Origin of the sequence: Shimia sagamensis (assembly GCF_900182745.1) — a bacterium.
Taxonomy (GTDB): Bacteria; Pseudomonadota; Alphaproteobacteria; order Rhodobacterales; family Rhodobacteraceae; genus Shimia; species Shimia sagamensis.
In genome coordinates, this window is record NZ_FXTY01000001.1 from 99,120 (window position 1) to 116,348 (window position 17,229).

Genomic DNA, 17,229 nt, shown 5'->3' on the forward strand with positions numbered 1-17,229 from the left:
CTTCTCTTAGGGTGTGCCAAACAAAGGTCCAAACAAAGGTTCTGCCGCCGCTGCCAAACGCAGCAGCCGCTCTTCCGAGCCGCCCAGCCCCAGCATCATCAGGCCACAGCTGGGCACGCCGGTGGGTAGGGTGATCGCCGCAGAGCCCATCAGGTTGCCAATACGGGTGTTGCGTAAGGCAAGCAGGTTTTCGGTCACATAATAGTCTTGATCGTGCATCAAGCGCTCGATGTTGGGTGGCAGGATTGGCGCGGTTGGCAGCAGCACAGCGTCATAACCTGCGATCCGCGCATTCCAAGTGGCGCGATACCCATCCAGCTTGTGCCAAGCGGCCACATAATCCGGCCCACTAAAAGACGCGCCGGCCCGGAAGCGTTCCAGAATCGGTTCAAACATTTTGTCAGGTGCAGTTTCGATAATTGCCTGCCACTCACCATAGGCTTCCGCTGTGTAAAGCGGCCCGGAAATCGCCAAAGCCTCAGTCACTTCCTCTGCTTTCAGAAACTCCAGCTCCACACCAGCTTCACGCAGGCGATGCAGCGCCCGTTCAAACCCAGCCAGAGGCGCTTCGCGGACCTGATCCAGCGCCACGGTTTCCAGCACGGCCATGCGGGTGCCTTTTAGCGAAGCGCCACGCAGATCCGGCACTGGTTTGCCTTCCAAAATGCCCAACAGCAGTGCGGCGTCCTCAACCGTGCGGGTCAGCGGGCCGACGGTGTCAAACTTGCGGCACAGCGGCACGGTGCCCTCACAAGACACACGGCCAGCAGTGGTCTTGAGGCCAACCAAATCGTTCCAGGCGGCTGGGATGCGCACGGAGCCGCCCGTATCCGAACCAATCCCCGCCGCCGCCAGCCCAAAGGCCACGGAGGCAGCCGCGCCAGAAGACGAGCCGCCGGGCACCGCACCGGGATCGTTCACACAAGGCGGCGTGGCGGTCATTGGGTTAAGCCCAATCCCGGAAAACGCCAGCTCGCTCATGTGGGTTTTGCCCAGACAGATCAGGCCTGCTGCCGTGGCGTTGCGCAGCACTTCGGCGTCGCGCGTGGGCATGCGGTTTTTGAGCAAAGCGGAGCCTGCCTCCGTGGCGACACCAGCTGTGTCAAACAGGTCTTTCCAGCTGATTGGCACACCGTCCAGAGGCGAGAGACGTTGACCCGCACGGGCCCGTTCTGCGGCGGCTTCCGCTTCGGCCAGCGCACGCTTGGATGTCACACGGGCGTAAATCCGGTCACGCGCGTCATGGCCCTCTATTGCCCCCAGAAAAGCTTGGGTCAGCGCCACCGGATCAATTGCCCCGCTCTCAATGCCCCGTCCCAGGTCCGCGGCGCTTTTCTCCAGCCAATCCAACATTCTGCTCTCCACTTTCTCTTCGCTGGCGACGGTAGCGGCGCAATCGCGCATGGACAATCCCGAAGCGACGCCCATATTGGCCCCATGACATTTGATAGCGATATTCTCATTGCCGGTGGCGGGCTCAATGGCCCGGCCTTGGCTTTGGCGCTGGCACAAGCCGGCTTTGACGTCACCGTGGTGGACGCGCGCCCTGCCCCTGCGAGGGCGGGCAGCAACTTTGACGGACGCGGCTACGCCTTGGCGCTGGCCTCCAAGCGGTTATTGGCGGCAATTGGCGTTTGGGACAAGGTGGCAGACCATTCCGAGCCAATGCGCGACATCAAAGTGTCTGATGGCCGCGCGGGCGAAGGGCCATCGCCGTTTTTCCTGCATTTTGACCACACCGAGATCGAAGAAGGCCCGATGGGTTTTATGTTGGAGGATAGGTTCCTCTACCGCGCCTTCTTGGAAGCCATGGAAGAAGAGCCACGCATCACCTTAATTTCGGGCACCTCGGTCATGGATCAAGCCGTGGACGCCTCTGGCGTGACCACAACATTCAGCGACGGCCGCACACACCGTGCCAAACTGCTGGTGGGCTGTGACGGGCGGCAGACTGGCGTGGGCAAACGCGCGGGCATCAAGCGCACTGGCTGGGGCTATGGGCAAACGGCACTGGTCTGCGCAATCACACATGAGCTGCCTCACAATGGTGTGGCGCATCAATTCTTTATGCCACCAGGCCCACTCGCGATCCTGCCTCTGCCCGGCAATATGTGCTCGATTGTCTGGTCCGAGACCGATGAAAACGCCGCTGCGATTCATGTGCTGTCAGATGAAGACTACATGGCGGTGCTGCGCCCACGCTTTGGCGATTTTCTGGGGGACATCGCTCTCACCGGCAATCGCTTCACCTACCCGCTGAGCCTGTCGGTCGCCAATGAGTTTGTCACCGAACGCGTGGCGTTGGTTGGGGATGCGGCGCATGGCATGCATCCAATTGCCGGACAAGGTCTCAACGCAGGTCTGCGCGATGTGGCGGCGCTGGCACAGGTACTGACCGAGGCCCAACAACGTGGCGAAGACTTTGCCTCAGAGCTGGTCTTGGCACGATATCAAGAATGGCGGCGGTTTGACACGGCCACATTGGTCGCCGCCACCGACCTGACCAACAAACTGTTTTCCAACGACAATCCGCTCCTGCGCGCAGCACGAGATGTGGGCATGGGCCTTGTCGGTGCCGTACCTGGCCTGCGCCACACGTTTATGCGAGAGGCTGCAGGCTTGAATGGCGAATTGCCCAAGCTGATGCGCTAAGGCGTTTTCTCATTCGCAAAATATCCTGGGGGTGAATTGGCATAGCCAAGAGGGGGCTAGCCCCCTCCCCCGCCACTGTCAGTCCAGCACGCGAGCTTCGTCGATCAACATCACTGGAATGCCTTCGCGAATTGGGAAAGCCAGATTGGCCGCTTTGGACACCAGTTCCTGACGGTCGACATCATAGTCCAGACGGCCACGGGTTTGCGGGCAGATCAACGACTCCAACATGCGACGATCAAACTTCGGTCCAGGTGTAGTGTGGGCATTCATTGCATATAATCCTCTCCAGCGCCGCCGCGCAGCGCAAATTCCAAAAGCGTCACAAGGGTTTCCCGACGTGTGGACAAAGACGGCGCCTCCAGCAAGGCCTGTTTGTCCTCTGCCGAAAACTCCAACAGCATCGACAAAGAATTGATCAACAATTCATTCTCCGCGTCTTTGAGCGTATCCCAGTCTGTCGACAGGTCGAGCTGTTCAAAGTAGCGCTTTAGCAGGGCCATGAAGACGGGGCGTTGAAAGTCAGCGTCCTGTTCAACCGGACCAAGATCGCAATCGAACCCACTCCAGCTCACCGCGCAGCGCCGGTAAGGCGTGAAGCCGTCCATTTCCGCCAAAATACGAAACCGCGACACCCCGGTGAGTGTGATCAAATAGCGGTTGTCGTCGGTTTCTGAAAACTGGGTGATACGCCCGACACAGCCAATGGCGTGCAGCCCCCTGTCGTCGCGGCCAGGCACCTCATTGGGTTGCACCATGCCAATCAGCCGCTCGCGGGTTTTGAGCGCGTCATCCAGCATCGCCAAATAGCGCGGCTCAAAGATATGCAGCGGCAGGCGCGACCGGGGCAACAGAAGCGCCCCGGGCAAGGGAAACACAGACAATGTGTCCGGCAAATCAGCGGCTTTGATCATGGCAGAAAGCCTACTCCGGTTTGCCCCATCCGCAAAGCGGATCAGACAAAGATCATTGAGCTGAGCTTACGACGGCCATTTAACACCACCGGATCATTTGGCTTGAGTGCCTCAAAAATGGTGAAGAGTTGCGCCTTGGCGGCGCCATCATTCCATTCGCGATCCCGGCGGAACAGTTCCAAAAGCTCATCCACGGCCTCTTCGACCATTTCTGCGCCATGCAGCGCTTGTGCCAGATCGAGGCGGGCCTGATGGTTGTCCGGATCCGCATCCACGGCGGCGCGCAATTCAGCCACGGGACCGGCATTTTCCGCCTGACGGGCCAGCTCAATTTGGGCCCGTACCGCTTCGATTTCAGGAGCAGCAGAAATGGCGTCTGGCACGCCGTTGATCACCGCTTCAGCCTCATCAACCTGCTCTAGAGCCAGATAAGAGCGCGCCAAGCCAGCAAAGGCTTCGGCGTTCTCCGGGTCTTGTTCAGCAATGGCGGCGAAGGTTTCTGCGGCGGACTCGGCATCGCCTTCGGTCAACATCTCTTCAGCAGCCACCAGCGCATCGGCTAGACCACCGTCCGGCACCTCGCCACCAGCAGCTTCGATCACGCGGGCCACAAAGGCCTCAATTTCGCTGCCCGGCAACGCGCCCTGGAAGCCATCCACCGGCTGGCCTTGCCAGAAAGCGTAAACCGTCGGGATCGACTGCACGCGCATCTGGCCGGCAATGCCCTGATTTTCGTCCACGTTGATCTTGGCCATTTTCACAGCACCACCGGCTGCGGTCACGGCCGCCTCAAGGGCAGGGCCGAGGGTTTTACACGGACCGCACCAAGGGGCCCAGAAATCCACAATCACCGGCACGGTCATGGAGGTATCCACCACCTCAGCCATGAAAGTGGCCTCTGACACGTCTTTGATCAAATCGCCTGTTGCGGGCGCGGTAGGGGCGCCTCCGCCAATAATATCCATCATTTTGGTCTCCGTCTGGAACTTGCCCTCTATATGGAGGGGAGAGCGGCAGAAACCAAGAGAGGAGTTGCCTCAGCAAGCTGGCAAGGTGGGATGTTTTGCGTGGTCTGTGTGTCTGTCGGCCTATGCGGTCGGGACGTGGGTGCGCTAGGGCAAGGCAAACGGCAACCCAAAAGGCTCGCCGTTGAATGTATGCGTGCAACAAGGGCAATCCGGACGCATGTCTGAGGCCGTGAGGTGAGGCGCAACTTTCTCCAGTTGACCGGTGTCCGCAACATAGAGCCCGCTGAAATAAGACGACTCGCCGACACGCACCACGTCTTGGCGATCAAGCTCACTGCGCGCCACAAGCCACCAGATCGGCGCCTCATCCAGCAACCTGGATTGCGCCTCGCTGTAGACGGCATCCCAGGATTGCCCAACCTTTGACAGCAGGAATCGAAACAATGGGGTGTGATCCACCCCATGCCGCAGACCCTGTCGCATGCTTGTTCTTGGGGTCTGCGTGCGTTTTTCGCGGTGATCCAGACGCAGGCATCCGTGCCGAACACCGTGGGTCCGCGTGTTGACCCTACGATAGAGCGGCTTTTTATCGCCACTCCGTGCCATCACAAATCGAAGGTTGCAAAGACCGGCGCGTGATCAGACGGTTTTTCCCAGCCGCGGGCGTCTCGGAATACGCGGCTGGAATGGCCTGCGTTGGATATGTCACCTGTGGCCCAAACATGATCAAGACGGCGGCCTTTGTCCGCCGCATCCCAATCTCGAGCACGATAAGACCACCAGCTGTACAGGTTGCCCTCGGGAATGTCCTGACGGGTGATGTCGACCCAGCCGCCGGCGTCCTGAGTTTCGGCCAACTTTTCCACCTCGATCGGCGTGTGGCTGACCACTTTCAGTAGCTTCTTATGATCCCAGACGTCATCTTCGCGCGGAGCAATGTTGAGATCTCCCACAAGGATGGATTTTTTGACCTGTTCTTTGCGAAACCAGTCACGCATCTCGGCCAAATAATCGAGTTTCTGGCCAAACTTCTCGTTTTTTTCGCGGTCTGGCACATCGCCGCCGGCGGGCACATAGAAGTTGTGCACGGTCACGCCGTTTTCCAGCGTGCCTGCGATGTGACGCGCATGGCCGAGGTCAGCAAAGTCTTCGCTACCGGCTTCGACCATTGGGATTTTGGAGAAGATCGCCACGCCGTTGTAACCTTTTTGGCCCCGCGCAACCATGTGGGTGTAGCCCAGTTCGGCAAAGGCTTCGGTTGGAATGAGCTCCACCGGGCTTTTGCACTCTTGCAGGCACAGCACGTCGGGCGCTTCTTCCTGCATCAGCTTGAGCACAATAGGCTCGCGCAGGCGCACCGAGTTGATGTTCCAAGTGGCAAGGGTGAAAGACATGTGGCGTGCTCCCGTTTTGTTCTCCTCGCGACCCTACCCCTGAGTGTTGGGACTGCCAATGCGAAATCCTGCGCATTTGGCGCGTGGAAATACGGACGGTTGGTCTGCGAAACAAAAAAAGGGCCCGAGCCGAAGCCCGGGCCAGTCCAACAGGGAGGTTCATGTCATAACCCGGACATGGGCGGGAACTCATAGGTCTTTGTAAATGATGTGTCTCAGATATTACTTTGATACACATCAACGTAACATATTTAGTATCTCCGCGCCGTTTCCAAAGGGGCGACGCGAAGAAATCGGCAAGATTATGCCACCAGGCGGTAGCCACCACTCTCGGTGATCAACAGACGGGCGTTGGAGGGATCAGGTTCGATCTTCTGACGCAGGCGGTAAATGTGGGTCTCCAGCGTGTGGGTGGTCACGCCAGCGTTGTACCCCCAGACTTCGTGGAGCAGCACCTCACGCGCCACAACACCTTCGGTGGCGCGGTAGAGAAACTTAAGAATATTTGTCTCTTTTTCCGTCAGGCGCACCTTGCTTTCATCTTCGCGCAACAGCAGCTTCATCGACGGCTTGAACGTGTATGGCCCAAGCTGGAAAACTGCGTCTTCCGATTGCTCGTGCTGGCGTAGTTGCGCACGAATCCGCGCAAGCAAGACGGGAAACTTAAAAGGCTTGGTCACATAGTCGTTGGCGCCCGAATCGAGCCCCAGAATCGTGTCCGCATCACTGTCATGGCCGGTCAGCATCAGGATCGGACTTTTCACACCCTGTTTGCGCATCAGGCGGCAGAGTTCGCGTCCGTCGGTGTCTGGCAGGCCCACGTCGAGAATGACAATGTCATAAAGGCCTTCTTTCACGCGGCCCATGGCCTCGACCCCGTTGCCCGCTTCAAACACGTCAAAATCCTCGGTCATCACAAGCTGCTCAGAGAGCGCCTCGCGCAGGTCTTCGTCGTCATCTACCAGAAGGATCTTTTTCAACTGTGCCATGTGCATCTCTCCGTAATGCGTTGCTTGTTAGCCATGTGAGGTGACTTCACAGCCAGAACAAGAATTGCTGCAATCTGCTCACGCCCTCGTGTTTCAGCACCACCAAATGTTTCATATTGCTACAGAAGAGGCTACATGGGATTGGCTGAAGACAGAGGTTCCGATGAGTTTTGCGCCTGACATTATCGAACGATTGGCCCGTGCGCGGGCGGATCTGCGCATGGGTGTGCCCATTGTGCTGACCGGCGAAGGCACGCCGTTGCTGGTGCTGGCAGCCGAAACGCTGACGGCAGAGCGGTTGGCGGATGTACGGACAGTTGGCGCCGCGCCCGACCTGACCTTGACCGCACGGCGGGCAGAAACGCTGAAGGCGCGGGCTTATGATGGTGACATTGCACGTGTGGCGCTGCCTGCAGAGGCGGATCTGCGGTGGATCAAGGGCATTGTCAGCCCGGAAGATGATCTGAAGACACCGATGAAAGGCCCGCTGGCCACGGCGCGCACAGGCGATGCGGCGTTGCATCGTGCGGCGGTGAAACTGGTGAAGTCAGCGCAGTTGTTGCCAGCCGCGTTGACGTTGGAGTTAGGCGAGGCCGGTGGCTTTGCACTGGAGCATGGTCTGACGGTGATCCCGTCTGCGTTGGCGGCGCCGCATCTGGCGGCGACCAGCCCTCTACATCCGGTGGTGCATGCGCGCTTGCCGATGTCAGCCGCGGAAGCAGGACGGCTGCACATTTTTCGGCCAGAGGATGGCGGCGCGGAGCACTATGCGATTGAAATTGGCCGTCCGGATCGCGAAGCGCCGGTGCTGGCGCGGCTGCATTCGGCCTGCTTTACCGGCGATGTGTTGGGCAGTTTGAAATGTGATTGCGGGCCGCAACTGCAGGCCGCTCTGGGGTTTATGGGCGCAGAAGGCAACGGTGTTTTGCTGTACCTCAACCAGGAAGGGCGCGGCATTGGATTGGCCAACAAAATGCGGGCCTATTCTCTGCAAGATCAGGGATTTGACACGGTTGAAGCCAACCACCGTTTGGGCTTTGAGGATGATGAGCGTGATTTTCGGATTGGGGCAAAGATCCTACAGGAGATGGGATTCTCCTCCGTGCGCCTGCTGACCAATAATCCACGCAAGATTGCGATGATGGAAAAAGCAGGCGTGGCCGTGACGGAGCGGGTGGCGCTGAAAGTGGGTGAGAACGCCCACAATCAGGCCTATCTCGCCACCAAGGCGCAGAAGTCTGGACATATGTTGTGACGCCAAATGATTTGGTTCTGACCCCGCGTGGCGTGCGCTTTATGGGGCGATACTTTCCGTGCAGCATCGGCAAGGGTGGCATTCGCAGCGACAAGTGCGAAGGGGATGGGGCGACCCCCGTGGGCGTGCATCACATCACGGGTTTGTTCTATCGGGCGGATCGTATTGTGCAACCTGCGCCATGGGCGATGGCGATTGGCAAAGATGATCTGTGGTCAGATGCCTCAGAAGATGCGGACTACAACCAGCTGGTGCATACGCCCTACGCCGCCAGCCACGAAAAGTTACGACGGGCCGATCCGTTGTATGACCTGGTGCTGCTCACCGATTGGAATTGGCCAAAGGCGCAGGCCGGGCGTGGATCGGCGATATTCCTGCATCAATGGCGGCGCCCGGGCTACCCAACGGAAGGCTGTGTCGCCTTTACACGCCGACACCTGTTATGGATCGCCAAACACGCGCCACCCGGGACACGGTTGATCGTACCCTGACTCACTCAGGGTAATCGCGATTCGTGGTTGCCTCAGCGAGGATCTTGTCATCACTGCGGGCCGTTGCAGTCCATTGGTAGGTGTGGACACCGTTTGGCGGACAGGGGCTTTTGTATTTGAACGTGCCAGCAGCGACTGCGCCGTCACCGGATATTTCAAGCTTCTGACTGCCCCCATGATTGTAATGGGGAACGTCGAGGTCGGTCAGTTCAATCTGAATGGTTTTTGTGCCTTCGGGCACCCCGTTGAGCACAAAATCCGGGTTGCCCACAATATTGGGGCGCCCAGAGGTGCAACTTGGAATGTCGCCCCAACCATCAAAGCTCAGCTGAAAATCTGCCATCGCTGGTGAGGCAACAACCGATGTAAGTACAATAGCAACAGGAAGGCGCATAAGACTTCTCCAACATAACAACACACAACCGCAGGATACCGCTGTGCGCCAATGCCGCAAGCCATTCTAGTAGGCGCGATCCCCGAAGATGGCGGAGCCGACCCGTACGTGGGTTGCGCCCAAGGCAACAGCGCGCTCATAGTCGCCACTCATGCCCATGGACAGCCCGTCAAGGCCGTTGCGGGCGGCCAGTTTCGCAAGCAGCGCAAAATGCAGAGACGGCTCTTCGTTTGCCGGCGGAATGCACATCAGGCCAACTACCGGCAAATCCAGCGCACGACACTCAGTGACAAAGCCATCAACATCCGCCAAAAGCACGCCGGATTTTTGGTCCTCTTCGCCGGTGTTCACCTGAATGAACAAGTCCGGGCATGTGCCCTCTTCTTGCGCAAGGCGGGCAAGAGTGTTGGCAAGCTTGGGACGGTCGAGCGAATGAATGGCATCAAACAGTGCAATGGCCTGACGTGCTTTGTTGGTTTGCAACGGACCAAGCAGGTGGACTTTGGCGTCCGGGTAGGTTTCGCGGAAAGTCGGCCATTTTCCGGCAGCTTCCTGCACCTGGTTTTCGCCAAAAAGGCGGTGGCCTTCTTTCAGGACCGCCTCCACCACATCATCCGGTTGGCGCTTGCTGACGGCAATGAGCTTAGTTGCGCCAGACGGACGTCCGGCGGCAGATTCGGATTTGGCAATGCGGCTTTTAATTTCTGAGAGCGACATGGACAGGCCTCTTGTTGGTGCTGCCCTGCAAAAATCATGGTTTTGCACAAAAAGAAAGGGGCAGGCTCTTGCGAGCCCGCCCCAAAGACTTGGTGTGGTTCAGCTATTAGAAGCTGAAGGTCACGCCGGCGTCTGCTTGGGTGTTGCCACCGGAGTTGGAACCAACGCCTGCCGCCAGGGATACGCCGCCACCCAAGGAGTGCGCGTAGCCGATGCCGTAGGAAGTGTCGTTGGAGGATGCACCACCGGTGGACACGAAGCCAGTTACAGTACCAGCTGCGGATACAGCGTATGCACCGGACAGACCAACCATGATGTCGCCACCAGCGTCGCTGGTTACGTCGTTGTCACCAACCAGAGCGGTGTAGGAGAAGTCACCGAAGGAACCGTCAGCACCGATGGCCCACTGGGAACCTGCGCTAGCGTGTGCGTCACCGTTGTCGCCGTACATGGCACCAATGCGGTGTGCGCCGAAGTTGTAGCCAGCACCGATCTGCCAAGAATCGTCGTCACCTGCGATGTCGCGGTCGTTCAGAGTGTAGGACGCGTTCACAGTGAAGTCGCTGATGGAGTACAGGCCTTTGATGGTCTGTGCGTCAGCTGCACCGTTACCGAAGCCTTGCTTGCGGAAGCCTTCGAAGTTTGCTGCCTGGTCCAAGAAACCAGTGTAGCCTACGCCGTTACCACCCCAAGAAACTACGTCACCGGAGTCGAACACGTCAGAAACGTGACCTACGTCAACACGGAAGCCGCCGGTGGAAACCGCGAAACCAGCCGCGCCTGCGCCGCCAGTTGCGCCTGCACCATTGTCAGAGCTGTCGTCAGCCTGCCAACGAATACGGCCTTCGAACTTAACGCCACCGTCAGTTTCGGTCACGCCGTTCACGGTCAGACGGAAGCGGTGGTCCAGGTAAGTTTCCTGAGCGTTAGGAGTATTGTCTTCAGTGTAAACAACACCCAAACGGCCGGAGCCAGACCAGGTCAGATCAGCGGCGGCAACGCCAGCGGTAGCAACGAGTGCAGTCGATGCGAAGAGAATCTTTTTCATGATTTTTTCCCTCGGATTTCCAATTCATGCGCCCAACCTGGAGAATCCCAGATCAGGTATGCCGTAGTCTCTCGCTCTTTTGGGGGTGTTTTGGCAAGCACGGCGCGAAGCTTTAAGAGAAGATGACCAGACGTGATGCAGACATGCCACAGTTGGTTTTCCCAAGCAAAAAACCGCCGATAGATTAACCAATACGCAGGGTTGAAGCATTTCACTGCCGTACGTGTTGCGCCCTTATATATAGCGTAAGACTCTTGCCCAATGCGTAGGGGTTGGCTAGGACGGGTACAAACCACGTCTTGAGGCAGTTTTATGGAACTATACCGTCGTCCCGCCCTGTTGGCCGCACTTGTTGCTGCGCTGAGTGTAAGTGCCTGTGGCAATAGGGACAAAAACCCAACTGGCCTTTTGGCGGATGGCCGCACCACGGAATACAGCCAGGAACGCGAAACCATCTGGGACATCTTTGGTCCGGACAATTCAGACGAAACAGTTCGGGTGAACAAATACCTGTGGGCGGCATCGATGGAAGTTTTGGACTTCTTGCCGGTTCAGACGGTTGATCCCTTTAGCGGCGTTATTTCCACCGGATATGGCACACCGCCCGGCGGCGGACGGTCTTATCGCGCGACGATCTACATTCGCGACTCATCTTTGGATGCGCGCTCATTGAATGTGGCCTTGCAGTCCAGCGGTGGCCGGGCTGTCCCAGAAAGCACAGCGCGGGCTGTGGAAGACGCCATCCTGACACGCGCACGGCAAATCCGGATTGCCGATCGCAAAATCTGATCTGGCCACCCCCAGACGTTTTGAAAGCCGCAGCATCTGACTGCGGCTTTTTTTGTTTTAGCTGCGCAGCGCGCCGGGTGGCATGTCGTGGAGTTTCTGAATCCACTCCAGTTGTTTGGGCAGACAACAGCTTTGTAAGTCGTAGTTCTCGACCGCATAGGCGCGCGAGGCTTTGGCCATGTCGGCGCGCATGTCGGGATCATCCAGCACGGTGCAGATCTCTTCGATCATGCGGTTGCCCTCAAAGAACGGAAACAGGCGGCCAGTTTCGCCATGGGCAATGACCTCTGTGACCGGCGCCGTGTCACTGGCGATGATTGGCGCGCCAATAGCCATGGCCTCCATCAACGACCAGCTCAGCACAAAGGGATATGTCAGATAGACGTGGGCGCGGCTGATTTGCAGCATGGCGAGGAATTGGTCGTAAGGCACTTTGCCCAAGAACTGCACGCGCTCCCAATCCGGTGTTGGGATTTTACCGCGCACCTCGTCAATGTATATCTGCTTCCATGTTTGGCCTTTGGGCGGGGCCGCGCCGTAGCTGACCTCATCCCCACCCACGATCAGCACTCGGGCATTTGGGCGTTGTTTGAGCAGTTCCGGCAGCGCCCGCATAAAGATGTGGTAGCCGCGATACGGCTCCAAGTTGCGGTTCACAAAGGTGATGACCTCGTCATCCTGTGTCAGCACACTGCCGTCTTCTAGGGTCAAAGACGCATCAGGGTTCGCGCGCACCACATCGGTGTCGATCCCGTCATGAATGACGCTGATCATCTCTTTGTATTCCGGCGGGAAGGTGTTTGCCTGAAACTGAGTTGGGCTGATGCCAAGGTCCGCCGATTGATGGTGCATCATGTTGTTGAGGTTCTTCAGGCGCAGGCGGATGGAATCGGTGTCGGCATTTTTTCTCGGGAATTCCGGATCAAAATGCGTGTCGGTGTCGTGGAGCGCATAGTAAAGCTCACAATAGAGACCAATCCGCGCGGTGGGCCACAGATCGCGCAGGAACATCGATTCCCCCCAACCGGGGTGCGCAACAATCACATCAGGGGTGTAATCCTCTTGATCCCGCAAGCGCCGTGCAGCGGCATAACAGGCCTCAGCCCGCAGCACTTTGGTTTCAAAGTCCACCATCCACGGGTGCAGACCTTGGGCTGGCTTGCGTTTGATCTGATAAGGGTACAGCTCAACCCCCTGCCATTTGCCACGCCCCTTGGCCCGTAACGTGATGGAGCGCACATCATGGCCCCGCGCAACCAATTCTGGTGCCAGATGTTTGAACTGTCCGGGGAAATTCTGGTGGATAAAGAGGATTTTCACGCCAACGACCTGTCTCAAATGTTCTTCTTATGAGGGTATAGCGCGAAAATAGGCCGCCGTAAGCCATGGGATGGGTCAAATTGCGGCGCTTGTGACTGGACCAAGGCGCGTGGGCGTCCTATCACCTTGCGCAACCCGCGCCACGCTTTTGAGGTGGCTGACACGAATAAATGAAAAGGTGCCACCGCATGTCGCGCTATAGCCCCGCAGAGATTGAAGCCCGCTGGCAAGAGGCCTGGGCCAAGACCGAGACCTTCAAGGCCGTTCGGGATGAGAGCAAACCCAAGTACTATGTGCTGGAGATGTTCCCCTACCCGTCCGGCAAGCTGCACATGGGCCACGTGCGCAACTACACCATGGGCGACGTGATCGCGCGGTATAAGATTTCTACCGGGCATAATGTGCTGCACCCGATGGGTTTTGATGCGTTTGGCATGCCCGCGGAAAACGCGGCTATGGCCTCCGGCGGCCACCCGAAGGATTGGACCTATTCCAACATCGACACGATGGTTGAGCAGATGAAGCCGTTGGGTTTGTCTCTGGATTGGTCGCGTATGTTTGCCACCTGTGACGAGGAGTATTACGGGCAGCAGCAGGCGCTGTTCCTCGATTTCCTGCAAGAAGGTCTGGTTTATCGCAAAAATGCGGTGGTGAACTGGGATCCGGTGGACATGACTGTGCTCGCGAACGAGCAGGTCGAAGCGGGTCGCGGTTGGCGCTCCGGTGCGCTGGTGGAGCGGCGGGAACTGACGCAGTGGTTCTTCAAGATTTCCGACTATTCCGACGAGTTGCTAACCGCGCTGGACGGGTTGGACAACTGGCCTGCAAAAGTGCGGCTGATGCAAGAGAACTGGATTGGCAAGTCGCGTGGCCTGGAATTTGGTTTTGAGCGCACAGATGGTGGTGAGGATATCACCGTTTACACAACGCGCCCTGACACGCTGATGGGCGCGTCTTTTGTCGGCATCTCGCCCGATCATCCGATTGCCAAAGAGTTGGAAGCGTCCAATCCTGATGTGGCGGCGTTTGTGGCCGAGTGCCGCAAGGGTGGCACAACTGAGGAAGCCATCGAGACCGGCGAAAAGCTGGGCTATGACACAGGCCTTCGCGTGAAGCACCCATTGAACCCGGAGTGGGAGCTGCCGGTTTGGATCGCGAACTTCATCCTGATGGATTATGGCACTGGCGCGATTTTTGCCTGCCCCGCACATGACCAGCGAGATTTGGACTTCTGCCGCAAGTATGATCTGCCAGTTGTGGACACCTTCTTTGCGATTGGCGACGAGACACCGGTAGAAAACACCGCGTTTGTGCCAACCAAAGAAGAGAAGGTAAAATGGCAAAACCATTTTGCCGGTCTGGACGAGGCCACCGGCCAAGAAGCCATCGATGTGACCATTGATTTTGCCGAGAAAGCCGGTTGGGGCAAAGGTGTGACCAACTTCCGCCTGCGCGACTGGGGGCTGTCCCGTCAGCGCTATTGGGGCTGCCCGATTCCTGTGGTGCATTGTGATGAATGCGGCGTGGTGCCGGAGAAGAAAGAGAACCTACCGATTGCGCTGCCGTATGATGAAGACGGCAAGGCGATTGATTTCTCTGTGCCCGGCAATCCGCTCGACCGTCACCCAAGCTGGCGTGATTGCAGCTGCCCGAACTGTGGCGCGCCTGCAAAGCGGGAAACCGACACCATGGACACCTTTGTGGACAGCTCCTGGTACTTCGCACGTTTCACCGCACCACAGGCAGACACGCCAACCGTGGCGGAAGATGCGGCCTATTGGATGAACGTTGATCAGTACATCGGCGGCATTGAGCACGCGATTCTGCACCTGCTGTATTCGCGATTCTTTGCGCGGGCGATGCACATCTGTGGCCACCTGCCTGAGAGCGCCAAAGAGCCGTTTGACGCGCTGTTCACCCAAGGCATGGTGACCCACGCGATTTACAAGAACGCAGAGCGCACCGATAAAAATGGCCGTCCGGTTTACCACTACCCCGCTGAGGTCGAAGACCGTGATGGCGCTGTTGTGGTGAAAGAGACTGGTGAAAAGGTGGAGGTGATCCCATCCGCCAAGATGTCCAAGTCCAAAAACAACGTGGTGGACCCGGTGGATATCATCACCGCCTTTGGTGCCGACACCGCACGCTGGTTTGTGTTGTCTGACAGCCCTCCCGAACGGGACGTGGAGTGGACAGCCTCGGGTGCGGAAGCGGCGTACAAACATCTGACCCGTGTGTGGAACCTCTGCGACAAGATTGGCGAGATGGACGACAATGCCAAAGGTCAGGGTGATGACGAACTGCTGCGTGAAACACATAAGGCAATTCGTGACGTGACGCTGGGTGTGGAGAGCTTTGGCTTCAACGCCTCGATCGCGAAGCTTTATGCCTTTACCAACACCATTGCCAAATCCAAAGCGGGCAAAGCCGCCAAGCGGGAAGCGATCATGACACTGGCACAGTTGATGTCACCAATGACGCCGCACCTTGCGGAAGACATTTGGGCGCATCAGGGCGGCGAAGGCCTGGTTGTGAACGCGGCCTGGCCGGTCGCAGATGAGGCGATGCTGGTGGAAGCCAACGTAACGCTTCCAATCCAGATCAACGGCAAACGGCGCGGTGAAATCACCGTGGCCAAAGACATGCCAAAAGAAGAGGTTGAAAAGCTGGCGCTGGCGCATGAAGCTGTTGTTCGAGCGCTGGATGGGGCCCAGCCCAAAAAGATGATTGTTGTCCCCGGTCGGATTGTGAATGTCGTCGTTTAACCGCCGCCTCTTTATGTTGTCTGCAGCCGCACTGGGGGGCACCTCCCTGAGCGGCTGTGGTTTTGAGCCTGTCTATGGCATAGATGGGGCAGCCTCCAAGCTGCTCAACAACATCCTTGTGGATGAGCCCAAGGCCAATGAGAGTTACATTTTGGTGCGGGAGTTGGAGAACCGACTGGGCCAACCGGGCAGCGCGCCGGACTATGGGCTGTCGTTGGCGTTGCATCTGGATGAGCGTGGCGTGGGCCGGACCTCCGCCCAAGTGACCAACCGGTTTGATGTGATTGGATCGGTGACCTATGCGCTGCGTGGGATGGACGACAAAGAGGTGCGCACCACCGGCAAAGTGTCGAGCTTCACCAGCTATTCCGCCAGCGGTAGCACGGTGTCGGAACTGGCGGCCAAAGATGACGCCTATGAGCGTCTGATGGTGATTCTGGCGGATCGCATTGTGGTTGATTTGCAAGCCTTTGCGGTGTCTGAGGCGGCATGAAGCTTTCTGCGCGGGACGCCAATCGCTACTTTTCCAAGCCGGAACCGGATCGCACAGGCCTGTTGATTTACGGACCTGATGCGATGCGCGTGGCGCTGAAACGCCAGGAAGTGATTGCAGCGCTCATAGGCCCGCAGGGTGAAGAGGAAATGCGGCTGACGCGCATTCCCGGCGCGGATTTGCGCAAAGACAAAGCGGCGGTATTGGATGCCATCAAGGAAGTGAGCTTCTTCCCCGGACCACGTGTGGTTTTTGTGGAGGCCGCGACCGATGCTGGTGCACCGGCGATTCTGAGTGCCTTGGAAGACTGGGCTGAGGGCGATGCGCAGATCGTGGTGACCGCTGGGCAACTCAAAGCCAGTTCCAAGATGCGCAAGGCGTTTGAGACCCATCGCAACGCTTATGCGGTGGGGATTTACAACGATCCGCCCAGCCGAGAAGAGATTGAAGCCGATCTGAAAGCCGCAGGGCTGGGCAATGTTGAACACGAGGCAATGACCGACCTGTTCAATCTGGCGCGTGAGTTAGACCCCGGTGATTTCCGACAGACCTGTGAAAAGCTGGCGCTTTATAAGTTCAAAGATGACCTGCCGGTGACCTCTGAGGATGTGGCGGCCTGTGCGCCCGTGTCCACCGAGGCGGCGTTGGACGATATTCTGAACATCGTGGCCGAAGGGCGCGCGAGAGAGATTGGCCCCGTATTGCGCAAGCTGGAGGCGCAGGGGGTGAACCCTGTGTTGCTGATCATCTCGGCCACGCGGCATTTCCGGGCGCTTTATGGCGCAGCGGCAGACCCCGGCGGGGCAGCGGCGGGTATTGCCCGGATGCGCCCGCCGATATTTGGGCCCCGCCGGGATCGCATGGTGCGACAGGCGTCGAGCTGGGGCGCGCCAAAGCTGGAACAGGCGTTGACCGGGCTGACAGACACGGATTTGCAGCTGCGCTCAGCCGGACAGCGGGCGCCGGAGATGGCACTGGTGGAGCGGCTGTTCTTGCGGTTGGCGATGCTGGGCCAGCGCGGGCGGTAAAGCGCGACGAGG

18 protein-coding genes are annotated in these 17,229 nt (G+C 58.3%); 7 read left to right on the top strand and 11 right to left on the bottom strand.

The genetic code is table 11. The annotated features are described in order from the left end of the window. Positions 1–6: 6 nt before the first annotated feature. Positions 7–1,353, bottom strand: a complete 1,347-nt coding sequence (locus tag QOL67_RS00470) for an amidase (protein ID WP_283423981.1) — start codon at positions 1,351–1,353, stop codon at positions 7–9. Between the two features lie 84 nt (positions 1,354–1,437). Here QOL67_RS00470 and QOL67_RS00475 point away from each other — a divergent pair, with 84 nt between their 5' ends. Then, positions 1,438–2,652 (top strand): UbiH/UbiF/VisC/COQ6 family ubiquinone biosynthesis hydroxylase, encoded by a 1,215-nt coding sequence (locus QOL67_RS00475; RefSeq protein ID WP_283423982.1) that lies wholly within the window; start codon positions 1,438–1,440, stop codon positions 2,650–2,652. Positions 2,653–2,730: 78 nt separating this feature from the next. Here the strand turns inward: QOL67_RS00475 and QOL67_RS00480 are convergent, their stop codons facing one another. From QOL67_RS00480 to QOL67_RS00505, 6 genes are all read right to left on the bottom strand, one after another. Further along, positions 2,731–2,925, bottom strand: a complete 195-nt coding sequence (locus QOL67_RS00480) for a Trm112 family protein (RefSeq protein ID WP_283423983.1) — start codon at positions 2,923–2,925, stop codon at positions 2,731–2,733. Further along, entirely contained in the window at positions 2,922–3,566 is a 645-nt protein-coding gene (locus QOL67_RS00485) for an LON peptidase substrate-binding domain-containing protein (RefSeq protein WP_283423984.1), read from the bottom strand. Before QOL67_RS00485 ends, QOL67_RS00480 begins: the two co-directional genes overlap by 4 nt. A 41-nt stretch (positions 3,567–3,607) precedes the next feature. Continuing rightward, positions 3,608–4,534 (bottom strand): thioredoxin family protein, encoded by a 927-nt coding sequence (locus QOL67_RS00490; RefSeq protein ID WP_283423985.1) that lies wholly within the window; start codon positions 4,532–4,534, stop codon positions 3,608–3,610. 144 nt (positions 4,535–4,678) lie between these two features. Then, entirely contained in the window at positions 4,679–5,017 is a 339-nt protein-coding gene (locus QOL67_RS00495) for a hypothetical protein (protein ID WP_283423986.1), read from the bottom strand. Positions 5,018–5,139: 122 nt separating this feature from the next. Continuing rightward, positions 5,140–5,928 (bottom strand): exodeoxyribonuclease III, encoded by a 789-nt coding sequence (locus QOL67_RS00500; RefSeq protein ID WP_283423987.1) that lies wholly within the window; start codon positions 5,926–5,928, stop codon positions 5,140–5,142. Positions 5,929–6,230: 302 nt separating this feature from the next. After that, positions 6,231–6,917, bottom strand: coding sequence for a response regulator transcription factor (locus tag QOL67_RS00505; RefSeq protein WP_283423988.1), 687 nt, complete (start codon positions 6,915–6,917; stop codon positions 6,231–6,233). A 163-nt stretch (positions 6,918–7,080) separates the two neighbouring features. On the opposite strand from QOL67_RS00505, the gene ribA reads away from it, so the two are divergent. After that, a complete protein-coding gene (gene ribA, locus QOL67_RS00510; RefSeq protein ID WP_283424744.1) occupies positions 7,081–8,172 on the top strand; it encodes a GTP cyclohydrolase II in 1,092 nt (363 codons plus the stop codon). Further along, complete coding sequence (locus tag QOL67_RS00515; RefSeq protein ID WP_283423989.1) at positions 8,169–8,663, top strand: L,D-transpeptidase family protein; 495 nt, start codon at positions 8,169–8,171, stop codon at positions 8,661–8,663. Before ribA ends, QOL67_RS00515 begins: the two co-directional genes overlap by 4 nt. Position 8,664: 1 nt before the next feature. On the opposite strand, the gene QOL67_RS00520 is transcribed toward QOL67_RS00515, so the two are convergent. From QOL67_RS00520 to QOL67_RS00530, 3 genes are all read right to left on the bottom strand, one after another. Continuing rightward, on the bottom strand, positions 8,665–9,057 hold the full coding sequence (locus QOL67_RS00520; RefSeq protein WP_283423990.1) for a YbhB/YbcL family Raf kinase inhibitor-like protein: 393 nt from the start codon (positions 9,055–9,057) through the stop codon (positions 8,665–8,667). A gap of 66 nt (positions 9,058–9,123) precedes the next feature. Next, entirely contained in the window at positions 9,124–9,774 is a 651-nt protein-coding gene (locus QOL67_RS00525) for a YggS family pyridoxal phosphate-dependent enzyme (protein ID WP_283423991.1), read from the bottom strand. Between the two features lie 106 nt (positions 9,775–9,880). After that, the gene (locus QOL67_RS00530) at positions 9,881–10,822 is read right to left on the bottom strand and encodes a porin (protein ID WP_283423992.1); all 942 of its coding nucleotides are present in this window, start codon (positions 10,820–10,822) and stop codon (positions 9,881–9,883) included. Between the two features lie 312 nt (positions 10,823–11,134). Here QOL67_RS00530 and QOL67_RS00535 point away from each other — a divergent pair, with 312 nt between their 5' ends. Beyond that, positions 11,135–11,611 carry a DUF3576 domain-containing protein gene (locus QOL67_RS00535; RefSeq protein ID WP_283423993.1) on the top strand — a complete coding sequence of 159 codons (477 nt, stop codon included), beginning with the start codon at positions 11,135–11,137 and terminating at the stop codon, positions 11,609–11,611. A gap of 57 nt (positions 11,612–11,668) precedes the next feature. Here QOL67_RS00535 and QOL67_RS00540 read toward each other — a convergent pair whose 3' ends face one another. Then, complete coding sequence (locus tag QOL67_RS00540; protein ID WP_283423994.1) at positions 11,669–12,931, bottom strand: glycosyltransferase; 1,263 nt, start codon at positions 12,929–12,931, stop codon at positions 11,669–11,671. Positions 12,932–13,119: 188 nt separating this feature from the next. On the opposite strand from QOL67_RS00540, the gene leuS reads away from it, so the two are divergent. From leuS to holA, 3 genes are read left to right on the top strand one after another with little or no spacing between them, the layout of a single operon-like run. Beyond that, on the top strand, positions 13,120–15,696 hold the full coding sequence (gene leuS / locus QOL67_RS00545) for a leucine--tRNA ligase (RefSeq protein WP_283423995.1): 2,577 nt from the start codon (positions 13,120–13,122) through the stop codon (positions 15,694–15,696). Further along, positions 15,683–16,189, top strand: coding sequence for an LPS assembly lipoprotein LptE (gene lptE, locus QOL67_RS00550; protein ID WP_283423996.1), 507 nt, complete (start codon positions 15,683–15,685; stop codon positions 16,187–16,189). Before leuS ends, lptE begins: the two co-directional genes overlap by 14 nt. Next, positions 16,186–17,217: a DNA polymerase III subunit delta gene (gene holA / locus QOL67_RS00555; RefSeq protein ID WP_283423997.1), complete on the top strand. Its 1,032-nt coding sequence runs from the start codon at positions 16,186–16,188 to the stop codon at positions 17,215–17,217. Before lptE ends, holA begins: the two co-directional genes overlap by 4 nt. Positions 17,218–17,229 lie beyond the last annotated feature (12 nt).

Coding starts and splice junctions, on each gene's coding strand:
- QOL67_RS00470 (WP_283423981.1), bottom strand. CDS start 1,353: ATGTTGGATTGGCTGGAGAAAAGCGCCGCGGACCTGGGACGGGGCATT.
- QOL67_RS00475 (WP_283423982.1), top strand. CDS start 1,438: ATGACATTTGATAGCGATATTCTCATTGCCGGTGGCGGGCTCAATGGC.
- QOL67_RS00480 (WP_283423983.1), bottom strand. CDS start 2,925: ATGAATGCCCACACTACACCTGGACCGAAGTTTGATCGTCGCATGTTG.
- QOL67_RS00485 (WP_283423984.1), bottom strand. CDS start 3,566: ATGATCAAAGCCGCTGATTTGCCGGACACATTGTCTGTGTTTCCCTTG.
- QOL67_RS00490 (WP_283423985.1), bottom strand. CDS start 4,534: ATGATGGATATTATTGGCGGAGGCGCCCCTACCGCGCCCGCAACAGGC.
- QOL67_RS00495 (WP_283423986.1), bottom strand. CDS start 5,017: ATGCGACAGGGTCTGCGGCATGGGGTGGATCACACCCCATTGTTTCGA.
- QOL67_RS00500 (WP_283423987.1), bottom strand. CDS start 5,928: ATGTCTTTCACCCTTGCCACTTGGAACATCAACTCGGTGCGCCTGCGC.
- QOL67_RS00505 (WP_283423988.1), bottom strand. CDS start 6,917: ATGGCACAGTTGAAAAAGATCCTTCTGGTAGATGACGACGAAGACCTG.
- ribA (WP_283424744.1), top strand. CDS start 7,081: ATGAGTTTTGCGCCTGACATTATCGAACGATTGGCCCGTGCGCGGGCG.
- QOL67_RS00520 (WP_283423990.1), bottom strand. CDS start 9,057: ATGCGCCTTCCTGTTGCTATTGTACTTACATCGGTTGTTGCCTCACCA.
- QOL67_RS00525 (WP_283423991.1), bottom strand. CDS start 9,774: ATGTCGCTCTCAGAAATTAAAAGCCGCATTGCCAAATCCGAATCTGCC.
- QOL67_RS00530 (WP_283423992.1), bottom strand. CDS start 10,822: ATGAAAAAGATTCTCTTCGCATCGACTGCACTCGTTGCTACCGCTGGC.
- QOL67_RS00535 (WP_283423993.1), top strand. CDS start 11,135: ATGGAACTATACCGTCGTCCCGCCCTGTTGGCCGCACTTGTTGCTGCG.
- leuS (WP_283423995.1), top strand. CDS start 13,120: ATGTCGCGCTATAGCCCCGCAGAGATTGAAGCCCGCTGGCAAGAGGCC.
- lptE (WP_283423996.1), top strand. CDS start 15,683: ATGTCGTCGTTTAACCGCCGCCTCTTTATGTTGTCTGCAGCCGCACTG.
- holA (WP_283423997.1), top strand. CDS start 16,186: ATGAAGCTTTCTGCGCGGGACGCCAATCGCTACTTTTCCAAGCCGGAA.